Raw genomic sequence first — 22,738 nt, 5'->3', positions numbered from 1 at the left:
GAAGTACGGAAGCCGGATGTGGAGATGTACGATGTTAGATGTGAGGTGTACGATGTGGAAAGTACGAATTACGAAGTACGAAGTACGGAAGCCGGATGAGGGAATGTACAATGTTAGATGTCAGGTGTACGATGTACGATGTATGATGTAAGATGTGGGCGAAAATGATGATGGAAGTACGAATTACGAAGTACGAGGTACGGAAGCCGGATGTGGAGATGTACGATGTTAGATGTGAGGTGTACGATGTGGAAAGTACGAATTACGAAGTACGAAGTACGGAAGCCGGATGAGGGGATGTACAATGTTAGATGTCAGGTGTACGATGTACGATGTATGATGTACGATGTGGGCGAAAATGATGATGGAAGTACGAATTACGAAGTACGAGGTACGGAAGCCGGATGAGTGGGGGAATGTAAGATGTTGATCTGCGATTTGTGATGCAGAGAATGGTATAGGTATACGCTTTAAAGTATCCCGTGTAAAAATTATTGGCAATTAAATATTCATGGGCTACAAGCTGACAGCTGATAGCTGATAGCTGATAGCCCTTCAACGCAAGCAACAATGAAAAAATCCAGGTTTTTAGCATTACTGACAGGCCTTTGTGTATGGACCAGCGTATCGCATGCACAGCAGAAGCCAAATATCATTTTCGTTCTTACTGATGACCTGGGCTACTCAGATCTGAGTAGCTATGGTAATCCTGTTATCCAGACGCCTTTTCTTGATTCGGTTGCCGCAGCAGGTATCAAGGCAACGAATTATGTAGTGTCAAGTCCTTCTTGTACGCCTTCACGTGCATCATTGCTAACAGGTCGTTATGCGTCAAGATATAACCTGCCGTATCCAATTCCGCCGGGATCTCCCCTGGGACTTCCTGATCAGGAAGTAACCATTGCTGAAATGCTGAAGAAAGCTGGCTACACAACAGCAATGATCGGAAAATGGCACCTGGGCGATAAGCATGATTTCAATTATCCCACTGCCCAGGGTTTTGATTCGTATTATGGTATGTTGTATAGCCATGACTATCATGCTCCTTACGTGCAAACAGATACAACGCTCAAGATCTACCGCAACCGTACGCCTGAAGTATTCAAGCCAGAAGATTCGTCACTGACACACTTATATACCAAAGAAGCGATCGCTTTAATTGACAAACAAAAGAAGGATCAGCCGTTCTTCCTATATCTTGCTTATAACATGCCGCATCTCCCCGTTGCATTCGCTGCGAAGGCAAGTTATCTCGCAGGACACCAGGAGGGGGGGGCGCTGGGTGCAGTCGTAGAAGAGCTTGACAGCAGTCTCGCACAACTTTGGAAAAAACTGGACGAGAAAAAAATGTTGGATAACACGATTTTTATGTTCTCCAGCGATAATGGTCCGTGGATAGAATTCCCTGCACGTATGTCTGGCGACAACGCAACCAAGCGCTGGCATGCAGGCACAGCAGGCGTTTTCAGGGGATCTAAAGGTCAATCATACGAAGGAGGGATTCGTGAACCATTTATTTTCTATTGGAAGAATCATGCTACTGCAGGTGTTACGTTAACCAATCCTATCAGTAATCTTGATGTGTTGCCAACACTGGCGCGCATTACAAAGGCTCCATTGCCACAGGGAAGAACATTGGATGGACAGGATATCACGGACCTGCTTACAGGAAAAGCTGATCGAAAGACCTACCAGCACAGGCCGATTTATATTGTCAACAACGGAATACTTGAAGCTGTTCGTGATGGCAATTGGAAATACCGCGAAGTAAAAACTGCTTCGGCAAATGGAATTGTCAATAAAGAGCAACCGGCAGGTAAAGAGTTATTTAACCTCGGTTATGATCCGAGTGAACGGACGAACGTCATTGACGAGTTTCCTGACAAAGCAAAAGAGCTGAAGGCACTGTTTGATGCGTTTACAGGAGGAAAGGAAAATTAATGGATAATGGAGAATTGAAAATTGACAATGCGACATCGTTTAGTCATGCATCATCTGCTTTAGGAGATGACTCCTTTCGTCTACGATACTGCTTTAGTCCGTAGGACTTTAAGTTCAATAGAAATCCTGACATACAAGGTCCTTTTGTCCGTAGGACATTAACCTCTTTGTTTGGTTAAAGCCCTAACGAGCTATGAGATTCTCGATTCGATCATTTCTATTGAGCTTAATTCCCTCCGGAAAAATTGCAACTGTTATAAATCTGTCAATGGCACGATGGGAGCGGTTTTCCGACTATCAATTTGATGTGATATACGGCAGGTATTCGACTATCACGAGAATAAATTACAATTTCAAAAAAGCTGATAGCTGATGGCTCATTGCTGGCAGCTGTCAACAATAGCTTCACATGAAAAAAATCGGGCTATTTATATCACTTCTTTGCGTGACAGGAGCAACGAACATATTGCAGGCTCAGAAGAAGCCGAATATCATTTACATACTCGCTGATGATCTGGGATACGGCGACATTGGCGCTATGGGGCAAACCAAAATTGAAACGCCCAATATTGATGCGCTTGCAAAAAAAGGCATGTTGTTTACCCAATACTATGCCGATCCGGTTTGCGCACCTTCGCGATATCTGCTAATGACGGGAAAACATTCGGGCCATGCATATATCAGGGGCAATGATGAGTGGGCTCAACGTGGGCCGGTTTGGGATTATAAAGCCATGGAAGCAAATCCCTTCCTGGAAGGGCAAAGGCCGATACCCGATTCTACAATCACCATTGCAGAGATGTGTAAGCAAGCTGGTTATACGACTGGTATTGTTGGTAAATGGGGACTCGGCGCACCTATGACAGATGGGCTTCCCAACAGACAGGGCTTTGATTATTTCTATGGCTTTATTTGTCAGCGTGAAGATCATACGTATTATCCGGGGCATCTTTGGGAAAATGAATCACGCGTTGCGTTGAACAATAATGCCGAAGATCCGAACGTGAAATTTCCCGCTGATCTGGATTCCTTGGATGAAAAAAATTATGCGAAGTATCAGCAACGTGATTATGCTTCTGACTTTCTGATCAGTGCTGCATTACGTTTTATTGATAAAAATAAGTCAGCACCATTCTTTTTATATTACGCAAGTCCGCTACCCCATGTGTCATTACAGGCGCCTCAAAAATGGGTTGATTATTATCACAGGAAATTTGGTGATGAAAAGCCATTTACCGGTGGCAGTTATTTTCCTTGCCGCTATCCACGCGCTACCTATGCGGCGATGGTGTCTGCTTTAGATGAAGAAATTGGTAAACTGGTCAGCAAACTAAAAGCATTAAATCTCTACGACAATACGATCATTGTTTTTACGAGTGACAACGGACCTTCTTATAACGGAGGAACTGACTCGCCCTGGTTCAACAGCGGGGGACCATTTAAAAGTGAGCAGGGCTGGGGTAAAGGTTATGTACACGAAGGCGGCATACGTGAGCCTTTCATCATTACCTGGCCCGGCAAAATAAAAACCGAAAGCAAAACCGATCATATCGCCGCCAATTGGGATTTTATGCCTACACTATGCGATATCATTGGCGTCTCTGCACCAAAACAAATAGATGGGATCAGCTATCTGCCCACGTTGATTGGGCAGAATGCAAAGCAACAAAAGCATCCATTTTTGTATTGGGAGTTTCCTGAATCAGGCGGCCAGCAGGCCGTACGCATAGACAACTGGAAAGGTATACGCATGAATATTCATAAGGGTAATCTGAAGATTCAATTATTTGATTTGTCTTCAGATATTCAGGAGCAACATGATGTAGCCAGCGAACATCCTGACATTATAAAAAAGATGGAACAGATCATGAAAGATGAACACAGCAAGCCTGAAGTATCAACTTTCCTTATGAAGGCATTGGACGGCGAGGGAAAATAGTTTTATCGATAAAAAGGTTGAACGTTAATTTTTTTATTATTACCGTCGCCTTAAGGGCAGGAGCATCCCGTTTGTAGAAAGAAAAAAATAGTTCGTTCAAGCTCCGGTAGGAGCTACCTGTCAAGCGTTACAGGAGACTCCGCTGGAGTCCGATGATATTTTTAAATCCCGATTTTCTATAAACAGGGAGCTCCGCCGTAGCTTTAAATGCTCTTAACTAAGTGACATTGGCCTTAAAGAGGTTGAAAAAAATGAACAAGCCTAAAATTATGTACTTCGTACCCATCCGAATGTGCATTCGGCGCGGGCGGGCTTCGTAAATCGTACTTAAATCAACATGCCATTGTTTCAATTTAACGTCAGCACATTTATTGGCATTAGAGAAGAATTCAATTTAAACTGATTTCTAATTCATTTTATATGCCCAAATAATGCTGTTGTGCGTAAAATTACCTTGTACTTTAACGAACGGCCCAACTTTCAAAACATTGCATTCCCTATCTTAGCAGCCTTAAAAAAGGAAAACATGTCGAATATTCTCATTGTAGATGATGAAAGAGCCATTCGAAACGTATTAAAAGACATTTTAAGCAACGAAGGTTTTAAAGTCTCAGAAGCGGCGGACGGTGAAGAAGGTTGGAAGTTGTTTACCGCTAATAATTATGATGTAGTTCTTTGCGATATAAAAATGCCCAAACTCGACGGGCTCGAATTTTTGACAAAGGCAGGCGAAGTTAATCCCGATGTTCCCATTATTATGATCAGCGGACACGGTAATATTGAAACCGCCGTTGAAGCAGTTAAGAAAGGCGCTTATGATTATATATCCAAGCCGCCAGATCTGAACAGATTGCTGATCACCATTCGCAACGCGATGGATAAAACCGTACTAGCTAAGGAAACACGTGTTTTGAAACGTAAGGTGAGCAAGGTGCAGGAAATGATTGGCGCAAGTGATGCTATCACACGCATTAAAGATACGATCGAGAAAGTTGCACCTACTGATGCACGTTGCCTTATAACAGGTGAGAATGGCGCAGGTAAAGAACTGGTGGCAAGGTGGATACATGAAAAGAGTAACAGGGCTGATGGTCCGTTGGTAGAAGTGAACTGTGCGGCCATTCCCGGTGAGTTGATTGAAAGTGAATTGTTTGGTCATGAAAAAGGATCATTCACATCTGCTATCAAACAACGTATCGGTAAGTTTGAACAGGCAAATGGCGGTACATTATTTTTAGATGAGATCGGAGACATGAGCCTTAGTGCACAGGCTAAAGTGCTACGTGCTTTGCAGGAAGGAAAGATCACGCGTGTTGGTGGCGATAAGGAAATTCCCGTTGACGTAAGGGTGGTGGCAGCTACCAATAAGGATCTGATGAAGGAAGTGGAGGAAAAAAACTTCAGGCTCGATTTGTATCACCGTTTGAGTGTGATACTAATTCACGTGCCATCGTTGAATGACAGAAGGGAAGACGTGCCGTTGCTGGTTGAAAAATTCCTTGATGATATTGCCGGCGAATATGGCCAGGCACGAAAAGATATTGATCCGAAAGCAATGGATGCTTTGCAAAAACATAACTGGACCGGAAACATCCGTGAACTGCGCAACGTGGTGGAAAGACTGGTAATACTCTCAGGAAAGGTTATTTTGCTGGAAGACGTTACAAATTATGTATTGCCGAAATAATGTGAAGGGTGAAGTTAGTCAATAGTGAATGGTGAATAGTGAAATGTGAAACAGCCTGCGTTTTTTGAAGGCTGCATCTTTCGCTATTGACCATTCACTATTCACCCAATGACTTAAGGACTGATTTTGAAAAGTGGCGCAAGCTTGTATCCTTCACTATTGACTATTCACCATTGACTCAAAAAAAGCGCAAGCCTGCATCTTTCACCATTCACCATTCACTTTAGCAATGAAGCCTCCTCAAAACACTGTCATCGTTATCGCGGGTCCTACAGCTGTAGGGAAGACGGCTTTGTCATTGCAGTTGGCCAGGGAATTTCAAACCTCAATTATTTCAGCGGATTCAAGACAGTGTTTTACAGAACTGAACATTGGAGTTGCCAAGCCTTCGGTTGAAGAATTGAATGAAGTACAGCATTATTTTATCAATTCTCACTCTATTCATGATGATGTAAATGCAGGCACATTTGAACAGTATGCGCTTGATAGTGCGGAGGAGCTTTTTAAAAAGCATGCTGTAGTTGTGATGGTTGGAGGCACAGGTCTTTACATAAAAGCATTCTGCGAAGGCATGGATGACATGCCACAGGTTCCACCATCTATCAGGCAGATGATTATCGCTGGTTATGAAACTGCAGGTTTGCAATGGTTGCAGGAAGAAGTGCAAAAGAATGACCCGGAATTCTGGCGTGTTGCAGAACAGCAAAATCCTCAACGGCTGATGCGCGCACTGGAAGTAAAGCTGGCAACGGGCGAATCTATTGTTCATTTCAGAAAAGGCACAAAAGCATCACGGCCGTTTAATATCATTAAAATAGGACTGGAATTGCCGCGGGAACTGTTGTATCGCAATGTGAATCATCGCGTGGATATTATGATGCACCAGGGCCTGGCAGAAGAAGTAAGATCTCTCATGCCTTACCAACACCTCAATGCGCTGCAAACTGTTGGTTACTCAGAACTGTTTGCCTTTTTCAATAATCAATGTACATTAGATGAAAGTGTAGAAAAGATCAAAACCAACACCCGCCATTACGCCAAACGCCAAATGACCTGGTTTAAAAAAGATCAGTCGTTGCAATGGTTCCATCCACAAGCACTGGATGAGGTGATGGACTTTGTAAAGGAAAAAACGTAGGAGCTATCAGCTTTTAGCTATTAGCTGTCAGCCATTCTTCACACAATTGTATAGTGACTTCTGCCGGCGAATCACGGAGAGTATGCGTCGAATACTTTTATTGGCACGATAACAGAGGTCTTCTGAAACTTGATCTGACTATTATATTTTATGAGCACTTGCTCGTTAGTTGTGTCGTTAACGGGGTTTAATTTTATTAAGAACATCAAGCCGATGCAATGCAATCCCGAAGGGATGGGATTATTATAGCAAAGGTCGAAATTACGCCTCAAAACCACGAAGGGGTGACATTTTATTGTGTCACCCCTTCGGGGTTTTTTGATCCAGACGTCTGTTTTCTTCTATAATAATTCCATCCCTTTGGAATTGGTTTGAAGGAGGTTCATTTGTACCGTTGTCCGGCGAGGCTTGCGACTCTATTTGTTGAATTTTAATCGGAAAATAATGATTTGCGATCGTCTATTAATTTTCCGCTTATTTGCGTTAATGAAACTGCATATGGGTTCGCCGCGCCGCCGCTTCTTCGTGTTCGTCGCGTGAAATAGCTATTCGCCCTTCCAATCCGAAGCTCTCGGCATTTCTGTGACCTTTATTTTCACCGGTTTACCTGTGAGCCTGCTCAGCTGTTGCTCCTGCGTTGTGAGCATTCTGCTTTGGATGCCTGCAATTACAACCGGAAGATATTGTTCTAAAGCCTTTTGATCCAGGTGTTTTATTACTTCGTTTTTGTCAATATTGAGTGAGGGATCTAATGATGCTTCTTTCACCTGCTGAAGTGTTCCCATATCCAGGCTTACATAAGTTACCTGCAATGGAGCTGATACAACAAGTGTGTCACCGTTACGATTGATGTGCGTGCGAATGGAGTCTGCAAGATCAATGTGAAAGCCCATTTTGCCATTTACAGTTGTTGATACTGATTCTTTCGATTTAAAAAACTCAAAATAGGTTTTCTCCTGCGTTTGAATATTATTCAGTACAAAATCCTGTTCCCACAAAACCAGCTTTGACACGCCACGTAATTGCTGCATGCTCAGATTGAACCTGCGTTCTTCCTTTGTTTCAACTATTTTTTTATTGATAAGCCAGAACCCTGCGAGAACAATGATCAAAAACAATAATAAATACCGTTTCTTAATGTGCATAGTGCAAGATAATTGAAAATGGATAATGGATATTTGAAAATTGATCTGCAATAAGCTGAAAGCCCTGCGAGCACAAGGTTTTAATGTTCGCTTCAGCCTGTGAATCAATTAGTTTTTGGATTAACAATGTTGGGAATAAAAAAGTTTTAACATAAAAGTCTATTAATTTGGTGGACTTGTTTATATTTGCATTGCTTTTTACAATTTGAAGCAGAGATATTAAACAGAATAACATGAAAAGCACACTTGTTTCAGGCATTTCAGAAGCACATCAGGTATTGAGAACTATTACTACTTTCCATTCATCTTCCATGCGCATGTCGATGCGTTGCTGTTGCATGCACTGCGCTTAATCTTAACCGGTCAGGTTAAGTTCAAAAAACAAACTATCAAAAGGCCCGGAATTTCCCGGACATCCGTCTCCACAACATGCTTGTTTATCCGATGTTAATTCATTGGCGTAAATGGTATTGAATTTTATTATTTGTCTTAAAACTAAAACGTTGAAAAAGTATTCACTATTAACTGCATTGCTACTAATAGTATCGGCCGCACTGAACGCACAGGTGAGCGGTACAGTAACCGGTGCAAATAATACGCCACTCCCCGGAGTAAGCGTCATCATAAAAGGTTCAAAGAAAGGTACGTCTACAGATGTTGCAGGCAAGTTTACCATACCGGCAGCGGCGAACGATACACTTCTGTTAAGTTATATAGGATATAAGTCAAAGGAGCAAATCATAACTGCCTCACCGGGAGATTTGCAGATTGTATTGGAAAGTGAACAGGGTGCATTGACTGAAGTAGTTGTAACAGCACTCGGTATTTCCAAGCAGAAGAAATCATTGGGTTATGCTGTGCAGGAATTGAAATCCAGCGATATCGCTGAGGCTAAGGAAAGCAACCTTGTAAATGCTTTAGCAGGTAAAGTTGCCGGCGTGAGGATTACCAACAGCCAGGGCAATATGGGTTCATCCCGCATCGTAATAAGAGGAGAAACTTCTATCTCCGGTAATAACCAGCCGCTGTTTGTGGTGGATGGTTTTCCTGTAGATAACTCTCAGCTTGGTGCTGGTGTTGGTTCTAACGGTTCGCGGGACTATGCCAATGCTATATCAGATATCAATGCCGAAGACATTGAATCTATCAGCGTGTTGAAAGGTCCTAATGCTGCTGCTCTCTACGGTTCCCGTGCGGCACAGGGCGTTGTGTTGATCAAAACAAAAACGGGTAAAAGAAAGAAGGGGCTTGGCATCACCATCAATTCAAACACAACATTTGAAAACCTGTTAACATTACCTAAATACCAGGATGCTTATGGCCAGGGTTCTAATGGTCAGTTCAGTTATAAAGACGGAAAAGGTGGCGGCGTGAATGATGCAGTTGATGAAAGCTGGGGACCAAAACTTGATGGCTCATTGATCCCCCAGTTCTTTGATGGCAGTCCGCAGCCATTTGTTGCCCACCCAAACAATGTAAGAGATTTCTTTCAGACAGGTACAACGTTCAATAACGGTGTAGCCATTGCTGACGCGAATGACAAGGTCGAATACCGCTTCTCAGCAAATACACAAAAGCAAAATGGCGTTATCCCTAATACAGATATCAACAAGAACTCTTTCTCTCTGAACACTTCATTAAAAATAGATCCCAAACTTACTTTAACCGCAGGAGCAAACTATATTCAGACTTATGCTGATAACCTGCCAGGCGCCGGCGGAAAACGTGCAACAAGCACCATGCTTCAGTTCACATGGTTTGGACGCCAGGTTGATATGCAGAAACTGAAGGACAATTATTTCAACACCGGCAGTCCGCTTAACTGGAACAACGCGTATTACAGCAATCCTTATTTTATTGCTTATCAAAATACAGTTGGCCAACGCAGGGATCGTATCATTGGTAATGTTGGATTAAGCTATAAGATCATTGATGGACTTACGGCCAATGTAAGAACGGGTAATGATTATTACACAGACAGAAGAAAGATAAGGGTTGCTTATGGCACAAATGGTACTCCGTATGGTTCTTATGAGGAAGATGCATTCACTGTAAACGAAAATAACACGGAAGCTACGTTGAACTTCAACAGGAAGATCAGCAGCGACTTTTCTCTTGATGTATTGGCCGGTGGAAACATCCGTACGAAGACATTCCAGGAAAATGATCAGCTTGCTCCAAAGCTGGCAGTCGCAGGTGTTTACACGCTTAGCAATTCAAGAGATCCTCTGCAGTCAACCAGCTATTATTCCAAACTTAAAACTTATAGCATTTACGGTTCGGCACAAATCGGATTCAGAAATTACGCATTCATAAACTTTACAGCACGTAACGACTGGTCATCTACTTTACCGGTGCAAAACCTGTCTTATTTTTATCCTTCTATCAACGGTAGCATCGTTCTTACGGAAGCATTGCATATCAAAAGCGATGTGCTGAATTACGCCAAAGTGCGTGGTGGATGGTCAAAAGTGGGTAAAGATGCCGATCCTTATCAGTTGATCAATACATATCCGTTCATCACACCGCCATTCGGTTCAAATCCACAGTTGACAGCGCCTTCAAAAGATTTGAATCCTAATCTTAAACCAGAGACAACAACTTCCGGAGAGGTAGGCGTTGAACTGGGTTTATTTAAGAGCAGGGCAAGACTGGATGTGAGCCTTTATCAATCCAGCAGTTATGACCAGATCCTTAGTGTGGATGTGAGTGCAACTACAGGTTTTACGCAGAAATTATTGAATGCGGGAAAACTGAACAACAAAGGTATTGAAGTGCAATTGGGCGTTACTCCGGTTAGGACAAACAACTTTCAATGGAACATAGATGTTAACTATGCCTTGAACAGAAGCAAGCTTATTTCGCTGGATGCGGAAGGTCGTCTGCAGAACTATGTGTTAGGTACTGATCGCAATGTGCAAACTGTTGCAACCGTTGGCCAGGCTTATGGCGGCTTATATGGTAATCCTTATCTGAGAAATGATCAGGGGCAGATCATCGTAAATGCTGATGGTACGCCAGCTATAAATCCAACAAAAAAGATCCTTGGTAAATATACGCCGGATTGGATAGGTGGTATCACCAACAGCTTCACCTACAAGGCATTTAGCTTAAGCTTCCTGGTTGATGCAAGCATCGGTGGTTCATTGTATTCCAATACTAACTCAACAGGTGTTTATACCGGTGTTCTTGCTGAAACATTGTTTGGAAGAGATGCTCAACATGGCGGACTTGCTTATTATTATCCCGGCAATAACAAAGCAAACGGAACAGTAGCTGGAAGCGCCGGTCCTAATGGCGAAACAGTTTATAACGATGGTGTAATATTCAAAGGTGTTACCAAAGATGGTAAAGAAAACACTGCGATCCTCCCTGTACAACAGTACTACAAGTCAATGAGAAACTTTGATGAACAATGGATCTACAGTTCTTCTTATGTAAAGCTGCGTGAAATTAAATTGGGATATAACGTGAATGCTTCATGGCTTAAACACATTGGATTTACCGGCGCATCTATAGCTGTTGTGGGACGCAATTTGTGGATCATTCACAAAAACGTTCCAAACATAGATCCGGAGAACGCCTTTAATACAGGTAACGGACAGGGGCTTGAAGATCTTAGCCTGCCTACAACACGCAGCTACGGCTTCAATATCAATCTTAAATTCTAAAAGTGGTAAAACAGAAAATTATGCAACGTCTATATATCAACATATTACTGGCAGGCCTTGTAACTTTTGGGGCTTCTTCCTGCAAAAAAGACCTGGCTGAGATTAATAAGAATCCTAATGGTGCTGAAAATCCACAGCCTGATTACCTGCTTACCGCAGCGCAGAAAATCAGTTCTGACACGTATTGGGGAACGGACAATAACATGAACTCTTCTTTATTGTTTATTCAGCATTGGGCCAAAATTCAATATACCGATCCTGATAGATATATCCTGGACAACAGCAGCTTTAACAGTTTGTGGAATACAGGATTTGCGCAATCTATAACCGACCTTAATAAAGTGATAGATGTAGCGGATAAGCAACAGAATACCAACTATAAAGGTGTTGCATTGGTGCTGCGTTCATGGGTATTTTCTTTGCTAACAGATGCATTTGGTGATATTCCATATTCACAGGCCGGTAACATTTCTGAATATCTTACACCGCAATACGATGCGCAGAAAGATGTGTATTTCGGCTTGCTGGATGATCTGAAAAACGCACAAACACTGCTGAATGCTTCAGGTTCAACTATTGCAGGAGATGTGATCTATAGCAATAAAATTTCTCAATGGAAGAAGTTTGCCAACTCGCTGCGTCTTCGTATTGCTTTGCGTATCGCTGACCGGGAACCGGAAAAAGCTAAACAGACAATAGCTGAAATACAAAGCGAAGGAAGCGGTTATATCAGCAGCAACAGCGACATTGCACAATTTGTATATGTAGATTCTCCCAACCAGAATCCGATCAGTAACCTGTTTGATACACGTGATGACTATCGCATCAGCAAATCAATCGTGGACAAATTGTTTGCATTGAACGATCCCAGGTTGCCCATATTTGCAGCTCCCACGGCTGATCCAACACCACAAACTTATGTAGGTATTCCTAACGGTTTAACGCCGGGTGATGCAAGTACGTTGGGTTTTACGGTTACGTCTAAGCCGGGAACCTATTTCAGAGCGCCACACGCTCCTGCAGTTATTATGAGTTATTCAGAAGTATTGTTCGACAGGGCAGAAGCAGCCGCAAGAGGATTTACATCTGAAAATGCTGCGGACTTGTACAAACAGGCAATCACCGCTTCTTTTAACCAGTACAGCATCACAGATGCCAATGCTATTGCAACGTATCTGGCGCAGCCTTCTGTGGCGTATAATGCCGCTAACTATAAGAAGTCAATCGGCGATCAAAAATGGATCGCTTTGTTTGGCCAGGGTTTGGAGGCTTTTGCTGAATGGAGAAGATTGGATTATCCAACTTTGTCGCCTGCGGTAGCTGGTGCATTGAGTGGAAAAATGCCTGTACGTTTCATTTACCCCGGTACGGAACAATCTTTGAACAACAAGAATTATACTGCTGCTGTAGCAAGGCAGGGAACAGATGCGCTTACCACTAAACTTTGGTTTGATGTGTATTAAGCCTGGTCCGTTAGTGCGGAAAGTCTTGATTTAAAACAATATTTGGTTAAAGCAACACAGTTTAAATGTAGTTTTAACAAAATAAAGAGGGATATTGCTCAATAGTTTAAATTCAACCGGATGAAAAAATACTTCTTAGGTGCTTTATTGGTTGCGTCGGCTGCAGGGATAAGCTGGAAAAACAAAAACGAAACGCTCCCAAATGGTGTCTGGCGCGCTTCAATAGAGCGTAAGGATGGTCAAAATATCACTTTCAACTTTGAAACAAAAGACAGTGCCGGCAAAAAAGTGCTGTATGTGATCAATGGCAATGAACGTTTATTGGTTGATAATATTAAATCAGCGAATGACTCATTGTTGATTCAGATGCCGTTTTTCGAATCCGGATTTGTTGTGAAGTTGCAGGATGATGGAAATCTTGCGGGCAAGTGGGTTAAACGTTATGGTCCGCGTGTGCAGGTTCTTCCTTTCGCCGCGGCTTATAATAAAAAAGAAAGATTTACTGCAACGGCTCAGCCGGCTTATAATGTCAGCGGCAGATGGTCTACAACCTTCAGCGGCAGATCTGGTGAGACCGAAGCTATAGGAGAGTTCAGGCAAACTGGAAATAAACTCACAGGAACGTTCCTCACGACGTCAGGGGACTACCGTTATCTTGAAGGCGTAGTGTCTGGTGACAGTTTGAAATTATCCGGTTTTGATGGTGGCCACGCATTTTTGTTTACCGCCGCAATTAAAAATAACAATGAGATTTCCGGTGGTAAATTTTATTCAGGAGCAGTAGCTACCGAGGAGTGGAGCGCAACCCGCAATCCTTCTGCAGAGTTGCCGGATGGCTATGGCCTTACCAAACTGAAGGCAGGTGAATCAAAGCTTGATTTTACATTCAAAGGCATTGATGAGAAAAATGTTTCGATCAATGATGATCGTTATAAAAACAAGGTTGTTGTTATCCAGATCCTGGGTTCATGGTGTCCGAATTGCATGGATGAAACGAAGTTCCTAAGCGATTACTACAAAAAAAATAAATCAAAGGGTGTTGAAGTGATTGGCCTTGCATACGAGCGTACCGAAGACTTTAAAGAGTCACAGCAAGCATTGCAGTCATTTAAACAACGCTTCAAAGTTGATTATCCCATTTTGGTTACCGGTGTAGCAGTATCTGACACATTGCGCACGGAAAAAACATTGCCTCAATTAGATAAGGTCAGTGCGTTTCCGACAACGATCTTTATTGATAAAAAAGGAAATGTAAGAAAGATCCATACCGGCTTCAATGGCCCGGGAACAGGAGATCATTATGAGATTTTCAAAAAGGAGTTTGATGATCTTATTACATCCTTGTTGAAAGAAGATCGCTGATGTTTGATGTCTGATGTCTGATGTGTTGATCTCTGATTTCTTTACAGTGCAAGATGTCTCGTTAACTCAAACAGGTCGCTGGTGCCAAATCGCAGATGTCTGATTTGCAGATGTCTGATTTCTTTACAGTACAACGACTTGTTGTGGACGCAAGATTGCAGTCTGCTTAACAGACTTCTGTTTTTCTCTGGCACTTCATATTTTGAATCGCAGTAAACAGTAAACCTGTTATATCTAATCAAATCAGCGATGAGCAAATCAGACATCAGCGATCAAAATCATGCATTAGAGATCTCAATAAACAGTAAACCTGTTACACCTGAGCAAATCAGCGATCAACAAATCAGACATCAGCGATCAAAATCATGCATTAGAGATCTCAATAAACAGCAAGCCTGTTACACCTGAGCAAATCAGCGATGAGCAAATCAGACATCAGCGATCAAAATCATGCATTAGAGATCTCAATAAACAGCAAACCTGTTACACCTGCGCAAATCAGCGATCAACAAATCAGACATCAGCGATTTTCCAATACATTTGGGCTTGTTTTAAACCACAACCAGTCAATATTCCGATGGATGTAAGCTCAAAAAATAATGTGCGGGTAACAGGGAATCTTCACGCTACTGAGACAATTGTTTTCGGCCATGGCTTTGGGATTGACCAAACTTCATTTTCCGCAATAGTTCCAGCCTTTGAGGATAAATACCGTATTGTGTTGTATGATAATGTTGGCGGTGGAAATGCTGATATTAACGCATTCAATCCTTCAAGATACAGCAGTCTGCAGGGGTTTGTAACCGACCTGGAAAACATTTGCAACTATCTTCGATTTCCTGATGCCATTTATGTGGGGCATTCTGTTAGCGGGATGGTTGGGTTGTTGTGTTCAATAAAAAATCCATCGTTCTTTTCAAAGATCATTTTACTGGGAGTAAGTCCGCGTTATCTTGATGATGCGCAGACCGGTTATGTTGGCGGATTTACACAAGCAGATCTGGATGGCTTGTATGCAGCCATGCGATCTGATTTCCAGGCGTGGGCCAGTGGATTTTCTGCGCTGGCCATGGGCAATCCCGACAGACCCTTTCTTGCTGAAGCATTCTTTCAAACGCTTTCCGCATTACGCCCTGATATTGCGCTGATCGTCGCAAAGGCAATCTTTGAATCAGATTACCGGAAAGACCTGGGGAAACTGAATATCCCTGCGCTAATTATTCAGACAACAAATGATATTGTTGTGCCAAAGGCAGTTGGAGATTATATGAATCAACATATACCCGTGAGCAGGTTGACTTCTATTGGTACCGAAGGACATTTTCCGCACATGAGTGCTCCGGAGGAAGTGATAAATGCTATTCTTTCATTTATATAAATTCAAAATGGATCCTGCTGATTTGTAAATAACGAACAGCTTAAAGATAATCTCCGGACCTTTAACATTAATGATTTGACGATTTAAATTATTACTGCACATAAATCTCATCACAACATAGCATCGGCTTTTTGATCGGGTGATATCGCCAATCAGGTAGTGACGATAAAATTTGCGCTGTAACCCTTACATAACGGGCCTGCATGGTTGTAGAAAGAGGAAAAACGGTATGTTGTAAGGTGTTTGTATAATGTTCTTCCGGTGTATTGAAATTTTTTGTGGCTACTTTGCTATAGTTAACGCCGTCTTTTGATATTTCAACCATAACGGCGGCAGGCTGAAAGATCCAATGCCTCGGGTCATCCAGGAAATTCATGTTAATGTTGGTAATGTTCTTTTCTGTTCCCAGGTCAATATTTGCGATCATATCCTTTCCATAAAAACATAGCCAGTTATAACTGAAATCATGGTAGCCTGTAACACCATCTACCAGGGTTCGTTCTTTCTTCGCGGGGTAATCTTCAACAAAAGGATTTGTCAGTGTAACTTTTGCATTAAAGGCAAGATTGTTTTTCCAGCCCTTTGCAATTATTTCCTTCCATTCGTTTTCATACTCGTCGGGAGATATTCCACCTTCGGAAAGCTCAGTAACACCGTTCTTTTTACATTGTTTGACAAAACGGCTGACGCGTTGCAGCCAATTTGGTTTTACCATAAAGCCTCCTCCGTTATCGGGTTGCAGATATCCGAATTTATCTGGGCCAAAAAAACGTGATTGTTGTAAAACCGTGTATTCAATACCTAAACGGGCTGCCTGGATCCTGGATAATAAGGTTGGATTGGTCTCGGTAGCAGCCTCAGCTTTATCAAACAGGGTAGAATAGATATCAATGTTTTCAGGACTCAGGTATCCTTTGTAATCATTGATCGGGTTACCGTAAATATCCAGGTTTTTACCACTTTGCTGCAATGCGCTGGCAATACTTTGCTGATACCGCTGCATAAAGGCTCCGCCGTTACCATAGTAATTTTTGAAGAAAGCTTGTTGCAGTTTCGCAACATCCTGGCCGGATGACCAAAGCAACCTGGCTTGCACAAAACTGTTCAGCTCGGCCATATCTCCGTAAGTGTCTCCGCTGCCTTGTTCAAAAACACCCTTTACGCCATTTTCTTTAAAATAATTAAAATTGGGCTGAAGACAATTTATGTATGGGAAAGGTGCAAGGTAGTTAGTGAATTGCGTTGTATAATCCCATATAAACAGGTTGGATGAAACGCTGTTCCATTCCTTTACCATTTTTCTGAAATCCGCAGCGGAAGGTTCTTCGGCCAGGGGCCTGCTGCGAAACGCATCTATGCTGCTCAATAAAATGTATACGTTGGAGCCAGGCTTTGTAACTTTTGGTACGTGGCTTGAATAACCATATGCCAGCGTAGTGATATTCTTGTCTTTAAAATGATCTGCAACTTTATTTACAAAACGGATGAGCGAGCCTTGCGGTCCTCCTTCTTCATCATCCACTTTTTTGCAAAGGGAACACGTGCAATAACCACCATCATCATTAGGGCTCACGGACCAGTACTCAGCATCCGGGTTTTCCTTCATTAACCCAGTAAGCTTGTTAATGGTTATCTCCAGCACTTTTTCGTTGCTCAGGCAAAGTTGTGTGGCCACACGTTTGCCATTTATCATACTAAAATATTCGGGATGCTGTGCAAAGTATTGTTGAGGAGGAACAAGTTTAAAGAAGGAATGTCCCCAAAGGCCCCACAGATCCTCAAATTTCTGCAGTTTATGCCAGTCCAAATATTCGGGGTCGTTACTGGGAGGGTAGTAGCTCTGACGATATTTAAATGAAGGATTTTGCAGCGAGTGCATATTGCCATCAACCAATAGGTCTTTTTTCGTTTCGTATGTTACCGGTGCGTTTCCAAATTTCTGACACCCCAAGGCATCTTCAAGAAAAGTGTAAGTGCCGTATAAGGTTCCTTTTCCATGAAGGCCGCAAATAACAATATTGTCCCCCGATGCTGCAAGGAGGAAACCATCATCTTTTATTGAACTTATCTCAAGCTGTTGAGCGACAGATGTTTTACCTACATATACTGCGTATTTGCCCTGGAAGCTGTTCTCATTTATGATGCCAAGTTTTGCGCCCGAAATCTTTAAAATGTAATCCTGCAGCGTTTGTGCAGCCTTACGCTCAGCCTTTGTGGGTTCTGCTGGCAATACAATAGTGTAATCGGATCTGCCATTCTTTACAAGCGCAATGGAAGACACCGGCGTACAAAATGTTTTTAGCATAAGTACCATGCAGGATAATATGGTTCCAATAAGTCGGGGCATGGAAATTCAAAATTTAAAAGTAAAAAAGCTCAAAGCCTAAAGCCCAAAGCTTAAAGCCTAAAGCCCAAAGCGTAAAACCAAAACCAGTGCCAACCTCTTATGCTTTTTTTGCAATCTTACTCTTTGGCTGTCTTCTTCTCTAAATCTTACACGTCTTACATTCTTACGTGTCTTACTGTCTTACTATCTTACTGTCTTCCTAAAACTTTCTGTAGAACGACAAATAAATATCATACTGATTCCTATACTTCTTCTCGTTTATCTTTTGGTTGTACCAGGTCCCGTTTATGCTGAATGTGTTGCGGTAGCTGAACGTTTTTTGAAAACCTGCACCGATGCTGTAGGTAGTTTGACCAAGGTTGTTGGTCAACTGGTAGTTACGCGTGAACTCATCGGGAGAGTTACCAAAGCCGAGCACTGCAAAGAGGAAAGTGGTTTTATCGTTCATGTACTGGCGGGCAGTTAAAGTTGCCGCCTGGTAAAAATTGCTTTCGGCAGAAATACCATAGCCGCGAAGATTGATCCAGAAATCGCCGAAATATTTAGCCACGGATGCTACTGCAGACACGGTAGATATTGAATCAAGATTTAAATAGCGGCCGCCGATTTCTCCTTCCCAACCATTGCTGAAGTTATGGAACAATGAATATGCAACCCTGAATTTAGGAAACACTACTTCATTTGCGGCTGCTACGTTAATAAACGAATACCATTTACTGGTATGGTGCAGATAGCTTTCCAGTTCCAGTTGCAGACCCGTGCCCACAGACCTGCCAGCGAAATTTACCCGTGCCGTATATGAGTTTTGACCGCTATAACGGGTGTATTGTAAAGATGCGATATTTGCTGCCTGCATAGAATCTATGTGGGAGGTAAGATACATCAGGCCTATTTGGTTCCTAAATGTTTTGCTTCTCAGATATGCAGCATAATCCTGGCTGTACATATCCGGTTTTATCCGGGCAATGGAATCTGCGGTTACAATTGCTTCAGCGTATTCTTGCTTGCTGTCAAGTATCGACGCCCGTTTCCTTAAAAAATCAACATTAGAAGGATAATACTGTAATGCGGTGTTGGCAACGACAAGCGCAGAATCGTATTGTTTCCCGCTATTTAAAAGATTGATCGTATTAACAAGCGCCAGGGAATCAGACGGTCTTGTAAACAAGGCTTTGCGATACTGTTGCAGTGCCATTGTATCATTGCCTGCATCACGGTAGCTTTTGGCAGAGGCCAGAATTTGCTCTATGTAAAGATCTTTCACTTTAGCATTGTATGGATAGCGTTTCATGAGACTGTCACTGATCGCCACGGCTTCATTGTATTTGCCGAGCGCTGATAACGCAGCCGCTTTTTTTATTAAAAAATCCCTGGATGAAGGATAATATTTTAAAGCCTGGTTGGTATGATCAAGTGCTGTCTGGCTCTTGCCTTTGCCTTGCGTAAGCTCAACGTTAATAATGCCGTTCAATGCTTCCATATTGTTGGGCTGTGCGTCCAGAACTTTGGCGTAAGGTTCTTCTGCTGCATCAATCTCTTCAGCTTGCATTAATTGCCTCGCATGAGCAAGATTGGCATCTATATATGCGTTGACGAACTTTTTGTTGTCGGGATATTTTTTTATCAGATCTTCCAGCATCAGAGCAGAAGCTTCATATTGTTCGTCATCCATCAGGACAGAGGCTTTTTTCAACAACAACGCCTGGTTGTTTGGGGAAAAAGCAAGGGTTTTATCCAGCGCATTCAGTGCTTCTGTATAATTTTTTTGAGATGCAAGAATGTTTACGGATGCATTTAACGCCTGCGCATTATTTGGGTCCGCAATCAATATACTATTGTAATAATATAAGGCGCTGTCATATTGTAGTTCGGAAGTGAGTGCGCGCGCATTTTGAAATGTCAGTTCAATATACATGTTCTTTGCAGCCGCATTATTTGGCGCCCTACTCCACAATTGGCGCGCAATAACGGCTGCTTCGCCGTATTTCTGCATGCTTTGTAATACGCTCATTTTTTTCTGAAGCAGTGCAGCATCGTTGCTGTAATATTTCAATGCTTTGTTTAACCAAACAATAGCATCATCATACATGCGATGGCTTATCGCATAGTTAATAGCATTGTTTAGCGCTTCTTTGTTAGATGGCGAGATGTCGAGTACACTCTGATATTGCGCGTATGGATCTGCATTTCTAAAATACCTTCCCGCTTCCAGCCGCAGATCAACGTTCAGTTGCCTGAGCTTGCTGTCATTAGGATGGGTTTTGATCATAGCCTGCAGCACATCCAAAGCTTCAGGATAACGTTTTAATTCCTGTAATAACAATATTTTTTTCAATTGATATTCGTAAGAATCAGGCGTAATAGCAATTCCTTTGTTTAGCTCTTTTAGCGAACCTTCCACATCACCTGTTTTCATTTCAGCGTCGATGATCTGTTTTACGGCCGCATCATTTTGCGGGTCAATCTCCAGTATTTTTTGATATTGAATGATCGCCTGTTCGTAATTTTTCTGTTGAAGAAAATTTCCGGCAATCGTGCTCCTGTAATCAAAATAAGCATCTACTGCATCCTTGTCATTTCTGTAATAATTTATCAAGTGGTCTGCGTATTGTTCTGCCTTAACTCCATCGTTCCCTTGTTGAAGTAACGGCAGCTTTTTTATATTGAGGTCTTTATCGTCAGGGAATAACTGAAGCCCGCTTTCAACAAATACCAGCGCTATATCCGGGCGGTTTTTCCCTACTTGTATATTCGCTGCTGTAATGTAGGCATCCTTATAATTCTTTGCTTTTTTGATCACATTCCCGATAGCCGTTTCCGCGTTGTTATAATCCTTTGCGAGCAGGTAACTTCTTCCCAATAAGAACTGAAAATCCATATCAGTAGGATATTTCGCTGCTGCTGCTTTAGAAAGCTCAACCGCCCTCGCATAATTATGATTAACGTCTATTTCTTTTTTTATCTCGTTAATCACATCTGTGGAGGAAAGTTTGTTTACAACATCTGCAGCCATCTGTGCACTGATATTGTTGGCAAATAGAGCCGATGCTGTAACGAGAATGATCAAAAAAAGGTTTCTTCCCATATTTACTGTGGTTAGTGTTATAAGTTTTTAAGCAGGTTTCGCGCCAAAGCCTTTGCGTTGCATATTTCCCCAAACGTGCTTGCGACCTGTGATGAAAAAGTAATATCCTCTTAATGCAAAGAATACGATCAGTGGGTGATAAATGATCGGTTCCAGAAATGCCATCAGGCTAAGACCAAATACCTCGATCCATGTTTTATAGTTCCTGTGTACAAACTGGTCCCACAGAATAGCTATACTAGTGATCATTACCGAATACAGGTAAACAAAAAGCAGTAACAGCAGGGCATTGTGTCCATTGATTCTGCCTGTGGCTACGATGAATATATAATAAATGATGCCGACAGCTTCTATAAAAGGAGCCAGAAATTCAAAAAAGAGGTTATAAGGCATAACGATCATTCCCATTTTGCCGTAATGCGGGTTAAAGATCATTCTGCGATGCATTGTCATAATCTGAATAAGACCGCGACCCCAACGGGTACGTTGTCTTCCGAAGATCTTGAGGTTGGGCGGTCCTTCTGTCCAGCATTGTGTTGTTGGAATATAACGTACTGCGTATTTCTGTTTATTGTCCTTCATGTAGGCACACATGCGCGTAACGAGGTCCATATCTTCACCAAATGAAAGCGGATCATATCCTCCGGCCTTGATTGCTATTTCTTTGTCAAATAACCCTAATCCGCCTGACACGTTGGGTACGCAATTGATCAGGCTCCAACCCATTTTACCCAACACATAAGAGCGTATGTACTCCATTTCCTGGAAGCGTGGAATAAGTGTTTTGGGAGGACGCATTCTCACAATCACACCTTCCTCAATATCGCTGGAATTTGCAATGCGTAATGTAGCGCCGGTGGCTATCACTCTTCTGTTTTCCTCAATTATGTGTACATAGCCGCATTCGGGACATGGCTCACCAACCTGTCTTACCTTCTTATCTTCTTCACCTAAAAAAGGCTGGATCATTTTAATGAGTGTATCTTTTTCAATAATACAGTCTACGTCCGTACATAGAAAATAATCAAAAGCGGCAGCGTTTATACCTGCATTGGAGGCATCAGCCTTACTTTTTCCATTTACCTTATCTATTACAACCAACTTGTCATATGCTGGGTTGCCCGATTTAAAAATACGTCTTACAGGTTTCGTTACAATCTTTTCGTTGTAGGCAAAATCAACCTGTTGCATTTCAAATTCTGTGATGAGTTTTTCGAGTGTATCATCCGTACTTCCGTCATTAATAATAATCACTTCATACAGGGCGTAGTTCAATGTAAGAAGGGAGCGTACGTTCTGAATAATAGTCACGCCCTCGTTAAAAGCCGGAGCAATGATGGAAATGCCGGGCGCAAGGGAGGAACTGGTGAGTTGTGCATAATCAGTATAAACACTTTTACGTTTATACTGCATAATGGCAATATAAGATAGTATAGCCAGAAGGGCATACATCAGCAACATAGTCATGCCATATATGAATATACCCCCTTCGTAAAAGCTTTTAATGTAATGCCAGATGGATTGCATATAATCTGATAATTATACCTTCAATTTCGGTTACTTAAAAACCGGTAAAAAAATA

General features: G+C 42.2%; 12 protein-coding genes. 8 read left to right on the top strand and 4 right to left on the bottom strand.

The genetic code is table 11. The features are described 5' to 3' along the window. Positions 1-570: 570 nt before the first annotated feature. The 4 genes from QTN47_RS06245 (at position 571) to miaA (ending at position 6,705) form a co-directional block, all read left to right on the top strand. Positions 571-1,941, top strand: a complete 1,371-nt coding sequence (locus QTN47_RS06245; protein ID WP_369328480.1) for a sulfatase-like hydrolase/transferase — start codon at positions 571-573, stop codon at positions 1,939-1,941. A gap of 409 nt (positions 1,942-2,350) precedes the next feature. Further along, positions 2,351-3,880 carry an arylsulfatase gene (locus QTN47_RS06240; protein WP_369328479.1) on the top strand — a complete coding sequence of 510 codons (1,530 nt, stop codon included), beginning with the start codon at positions 2,351-2,353 and terminating at the stop codon, positions 3,878-3,880. 526 nt (positions 3,881-4,406) lie between these two features. Beyond that, a complete protein-coding gene (locus QTN47_RS06235) occupies positions 4,407-5,567 on the top strand; it encodes a sigma-54-dependent transcriptional regulator (RefSeq protein ID WP_369328478.1) in 1,161 nt (386 codons plus the stop codon). A 229-nt stretch (positions 5,568-5,796) separates the two neighbouring features. Next, the gene (miaA, locus tag QTN47_RS06230; protein ID WP_369328477.1) at positions 5,797-6,705 is read left to right on the top strand and encodes a tRNA (adenosine(37)-N6)-dimethylallyltransferase MiaA; all 909 of its coding nucleotides are present in this window, start codon (positions 5,797-5,799) and stop codon (positions 6,703-6,705) included. Positions 6,706-7,250: 545 nt separating this feature from the next. On the opposite strand, the gene QTN47_RS06225 is transcribed toward miaA, so the two are convergent. Next, complete coding sequence (locus tag QTN47_RS06225) at positions 7,251-7,850, bottom strand: DUF4230 domain-containing protein (protein ID WP_369328476.1); 600 nt, start codon at positions 7,848-7,850, stop codon at positions 7,251-7,253. Between the two features lie 503 nt (positions 7,851-8,353). Here QTN47_RS06225 and QTN47_RS06220 point away from each other — a divergent pair. The 4 genes from QTN47_RS06220 to QTN47_RS06205 all read left to right on the top strand — a co-directional run bounded on the left by QTN47_RS06220 (position 8,354) and on the right by QTN47_RS06205 (position 15,724). Next, positions 8,354-11,521 (top strand): SusC/RagA family TonB-linked outer membrane protein, encoded by a 3,168-nt coding sequence (locus QTN47_RS06220; protein ID WP_369328475.1) that lies wholly within the window; start codon positions 8,354-8,356, stop codon positions 11,519-11,521. A gap of 20 nt (positions 11,522-11,541) precedes the next feature. After that, the gene (locus QTN47_RS06215; protein ID WP_369328474.1) at positions 11,542-12,984 is read left to right on the top strand and encodes a SusD/RagB family nutrient-binding outer membrane lipoprotein; all 1,443 of its coding nucleotides are present in this window, start codon (positions 11,542-11,544) and stop codon (positions 12,982-12,984) included. A gap of 120 nt (positions 12,985-13,104) precedes the next feature. Beyond that, on the top strand, positions 13,105-14,346 hold the full coding sequence (locus QTN47_RS06210) for a peroxiredoxin family protein (RefSeq protein ID WP_369328473.1): 1,242 nt from the start codon (positions 13,105-13,107) through the stop codon (positions 14,344-14,346). Between the two features lie 577 nt (positions 14,347-14,923). Then, the gene (locus tag QTN47_RS06205; RefSeq protein ID WP_369328472.1) at positions 14,924-15,724 is read left to right on the top strand and encodes an alpha/beta fold hydrolase; all 801 of its coding nucleotides are present in this window, start codon (positions 14,924-14,926) and stop codon (positions 15,722-15,724) included. Positions 15,725-15,815: 91 nt separating this feature from the next. On the opposite strand, the gene QTN47_RS06200 is transcribed toward QTN47_RS06205, so the two are convergent. The 3 genes from QTN47_RS06200 to QTN47_RS06190 form a co-directional block, all read right to left on the bottom strand. Continuing rightward, positions 15,816-18,071, bottom strand: coding sequence for a glycoside hydrolase family 20 protein (locus QTN47_RS06200; protein WP_369328471.1), 2,256 nt, complete (start codon positions 18,069-18,071; stop codon positions 15,816-15,818). A gap of 199 nt (positions 18,072-18,270) precedes the next feature. Then, positions 18,271-21,156: a tetratricopeptide repeat protein gene (locus tag QTN47_RS06195; protein WP_369328470.1), complete on the bottom strand. Its 2,886-nt coding sequence runs from the start codon at positions 21,154-21,156 to the stop codon at positions 18,271-18,273. Between the two features lie 27 nt (positions 21,157-21,183). Then, positions 21,184-22,683, bottom strand: a complete 1,500-nt coding sequence (locus QTN47_RS06190) for a glycosyltransferase family 2 protein (RefSeq protein WP_369328469.1) — start codon at positions 22,681-22,683, stop codon at positions 21,184-21,186. Between the last annotated feature and the right edge of the window lie 55 nt (positions 22,684-22,738).

Origin of the sequence: Danxiaibacter flavus, from assembly GCF_041060425.1 — a bacterium.
Taxonomy (GTDB): Bacteria; Bacteroidota; Bacteroidia; order Chitinophagales; family Chitinophagaceae; genus Danxiaibacter; species Danxiaibacter flavus.
This window is presented reverse-complemented; position numbering and strand designations above follow the sequence as displayed.

Bases quoted from the DNA above. Each gene is read 5' to 3' on its own strand.
- QTN47_RS06195 (WP_369328470.1), bottom strand. From the start codon at position 21,156: ATGGGAAGAAACCTTTTTTTGATCATTCTCGTTACAGCATCGGCTCTA.
- miaA (WP_369328477.1), top strand. From the start codon at position 5,797: ATGAAGCCTCCTCAAAACACTGTCATCGTTATCGCGGGTCCTACAGCT.
- QTN47_RS06210 (WP_369328473.1), top strand. From the start codon at position 13,105: ATGAAAAAATACTTCTTAGGTGCTTTATTGGTTGCGTCGGCTGCAGGG.
- QTN47_RS06225 (WP_369328476.1), bottom strand. From the start codon at position 7,850: ATGCACATTAAGAAACGGTATTTATTATTGTTTTTGATCATTGTTCTC.
- QTN47_RS06190 (WP_369328469.1), bottom strand. From the start codon at position 22,683: ATGCAATCCATCTGGCATTACATTAAAAGCTTTTACGAAGGGGGTATA.
- QTN47_RS06215 (WP_369328474.1), top strand. From the start codon at position 11,542: ATGCAACGTCTATATATCAACATATTACTGGCAGGCCTTGTAACTTTT.
- QTN47_RS06240 (WP_369328479.1), top strand. From the start codon at position 2,351: ATGAAAAAAATCGGGCTATTTATATCACTTCTTTGCGTGACAGGAGCA.
- QTN47_RS06200 (WP_369328471.1), bottom strand. From the start codon at position 18,071: ATGCCCCGACTTATTGGAACCATATTATCCTGCATGGTACTTATGCTA.
- QTN47_RS06205 (WP_369328472.1), top strand. From the start codon at position 14,924: ATGGATGTAAGCTCAAAAAATAATGTGCGGGTAACAGGGAATCTTCAC.
- QTN47_RS06235 (WP_369328478.1), top strand. From the start codon at position 4,407: ATGTCGAATATTCTCATTGTAGATGATGAAAGAGCCATTCGAAACGTA.
- QTN47_RS06245 (WP_369328480.1), top strand. From the start codon at position 571: ATGAAAAAATCCAGGTTTTTAGCATTACTGACAGGCCTTTGTGTATGG.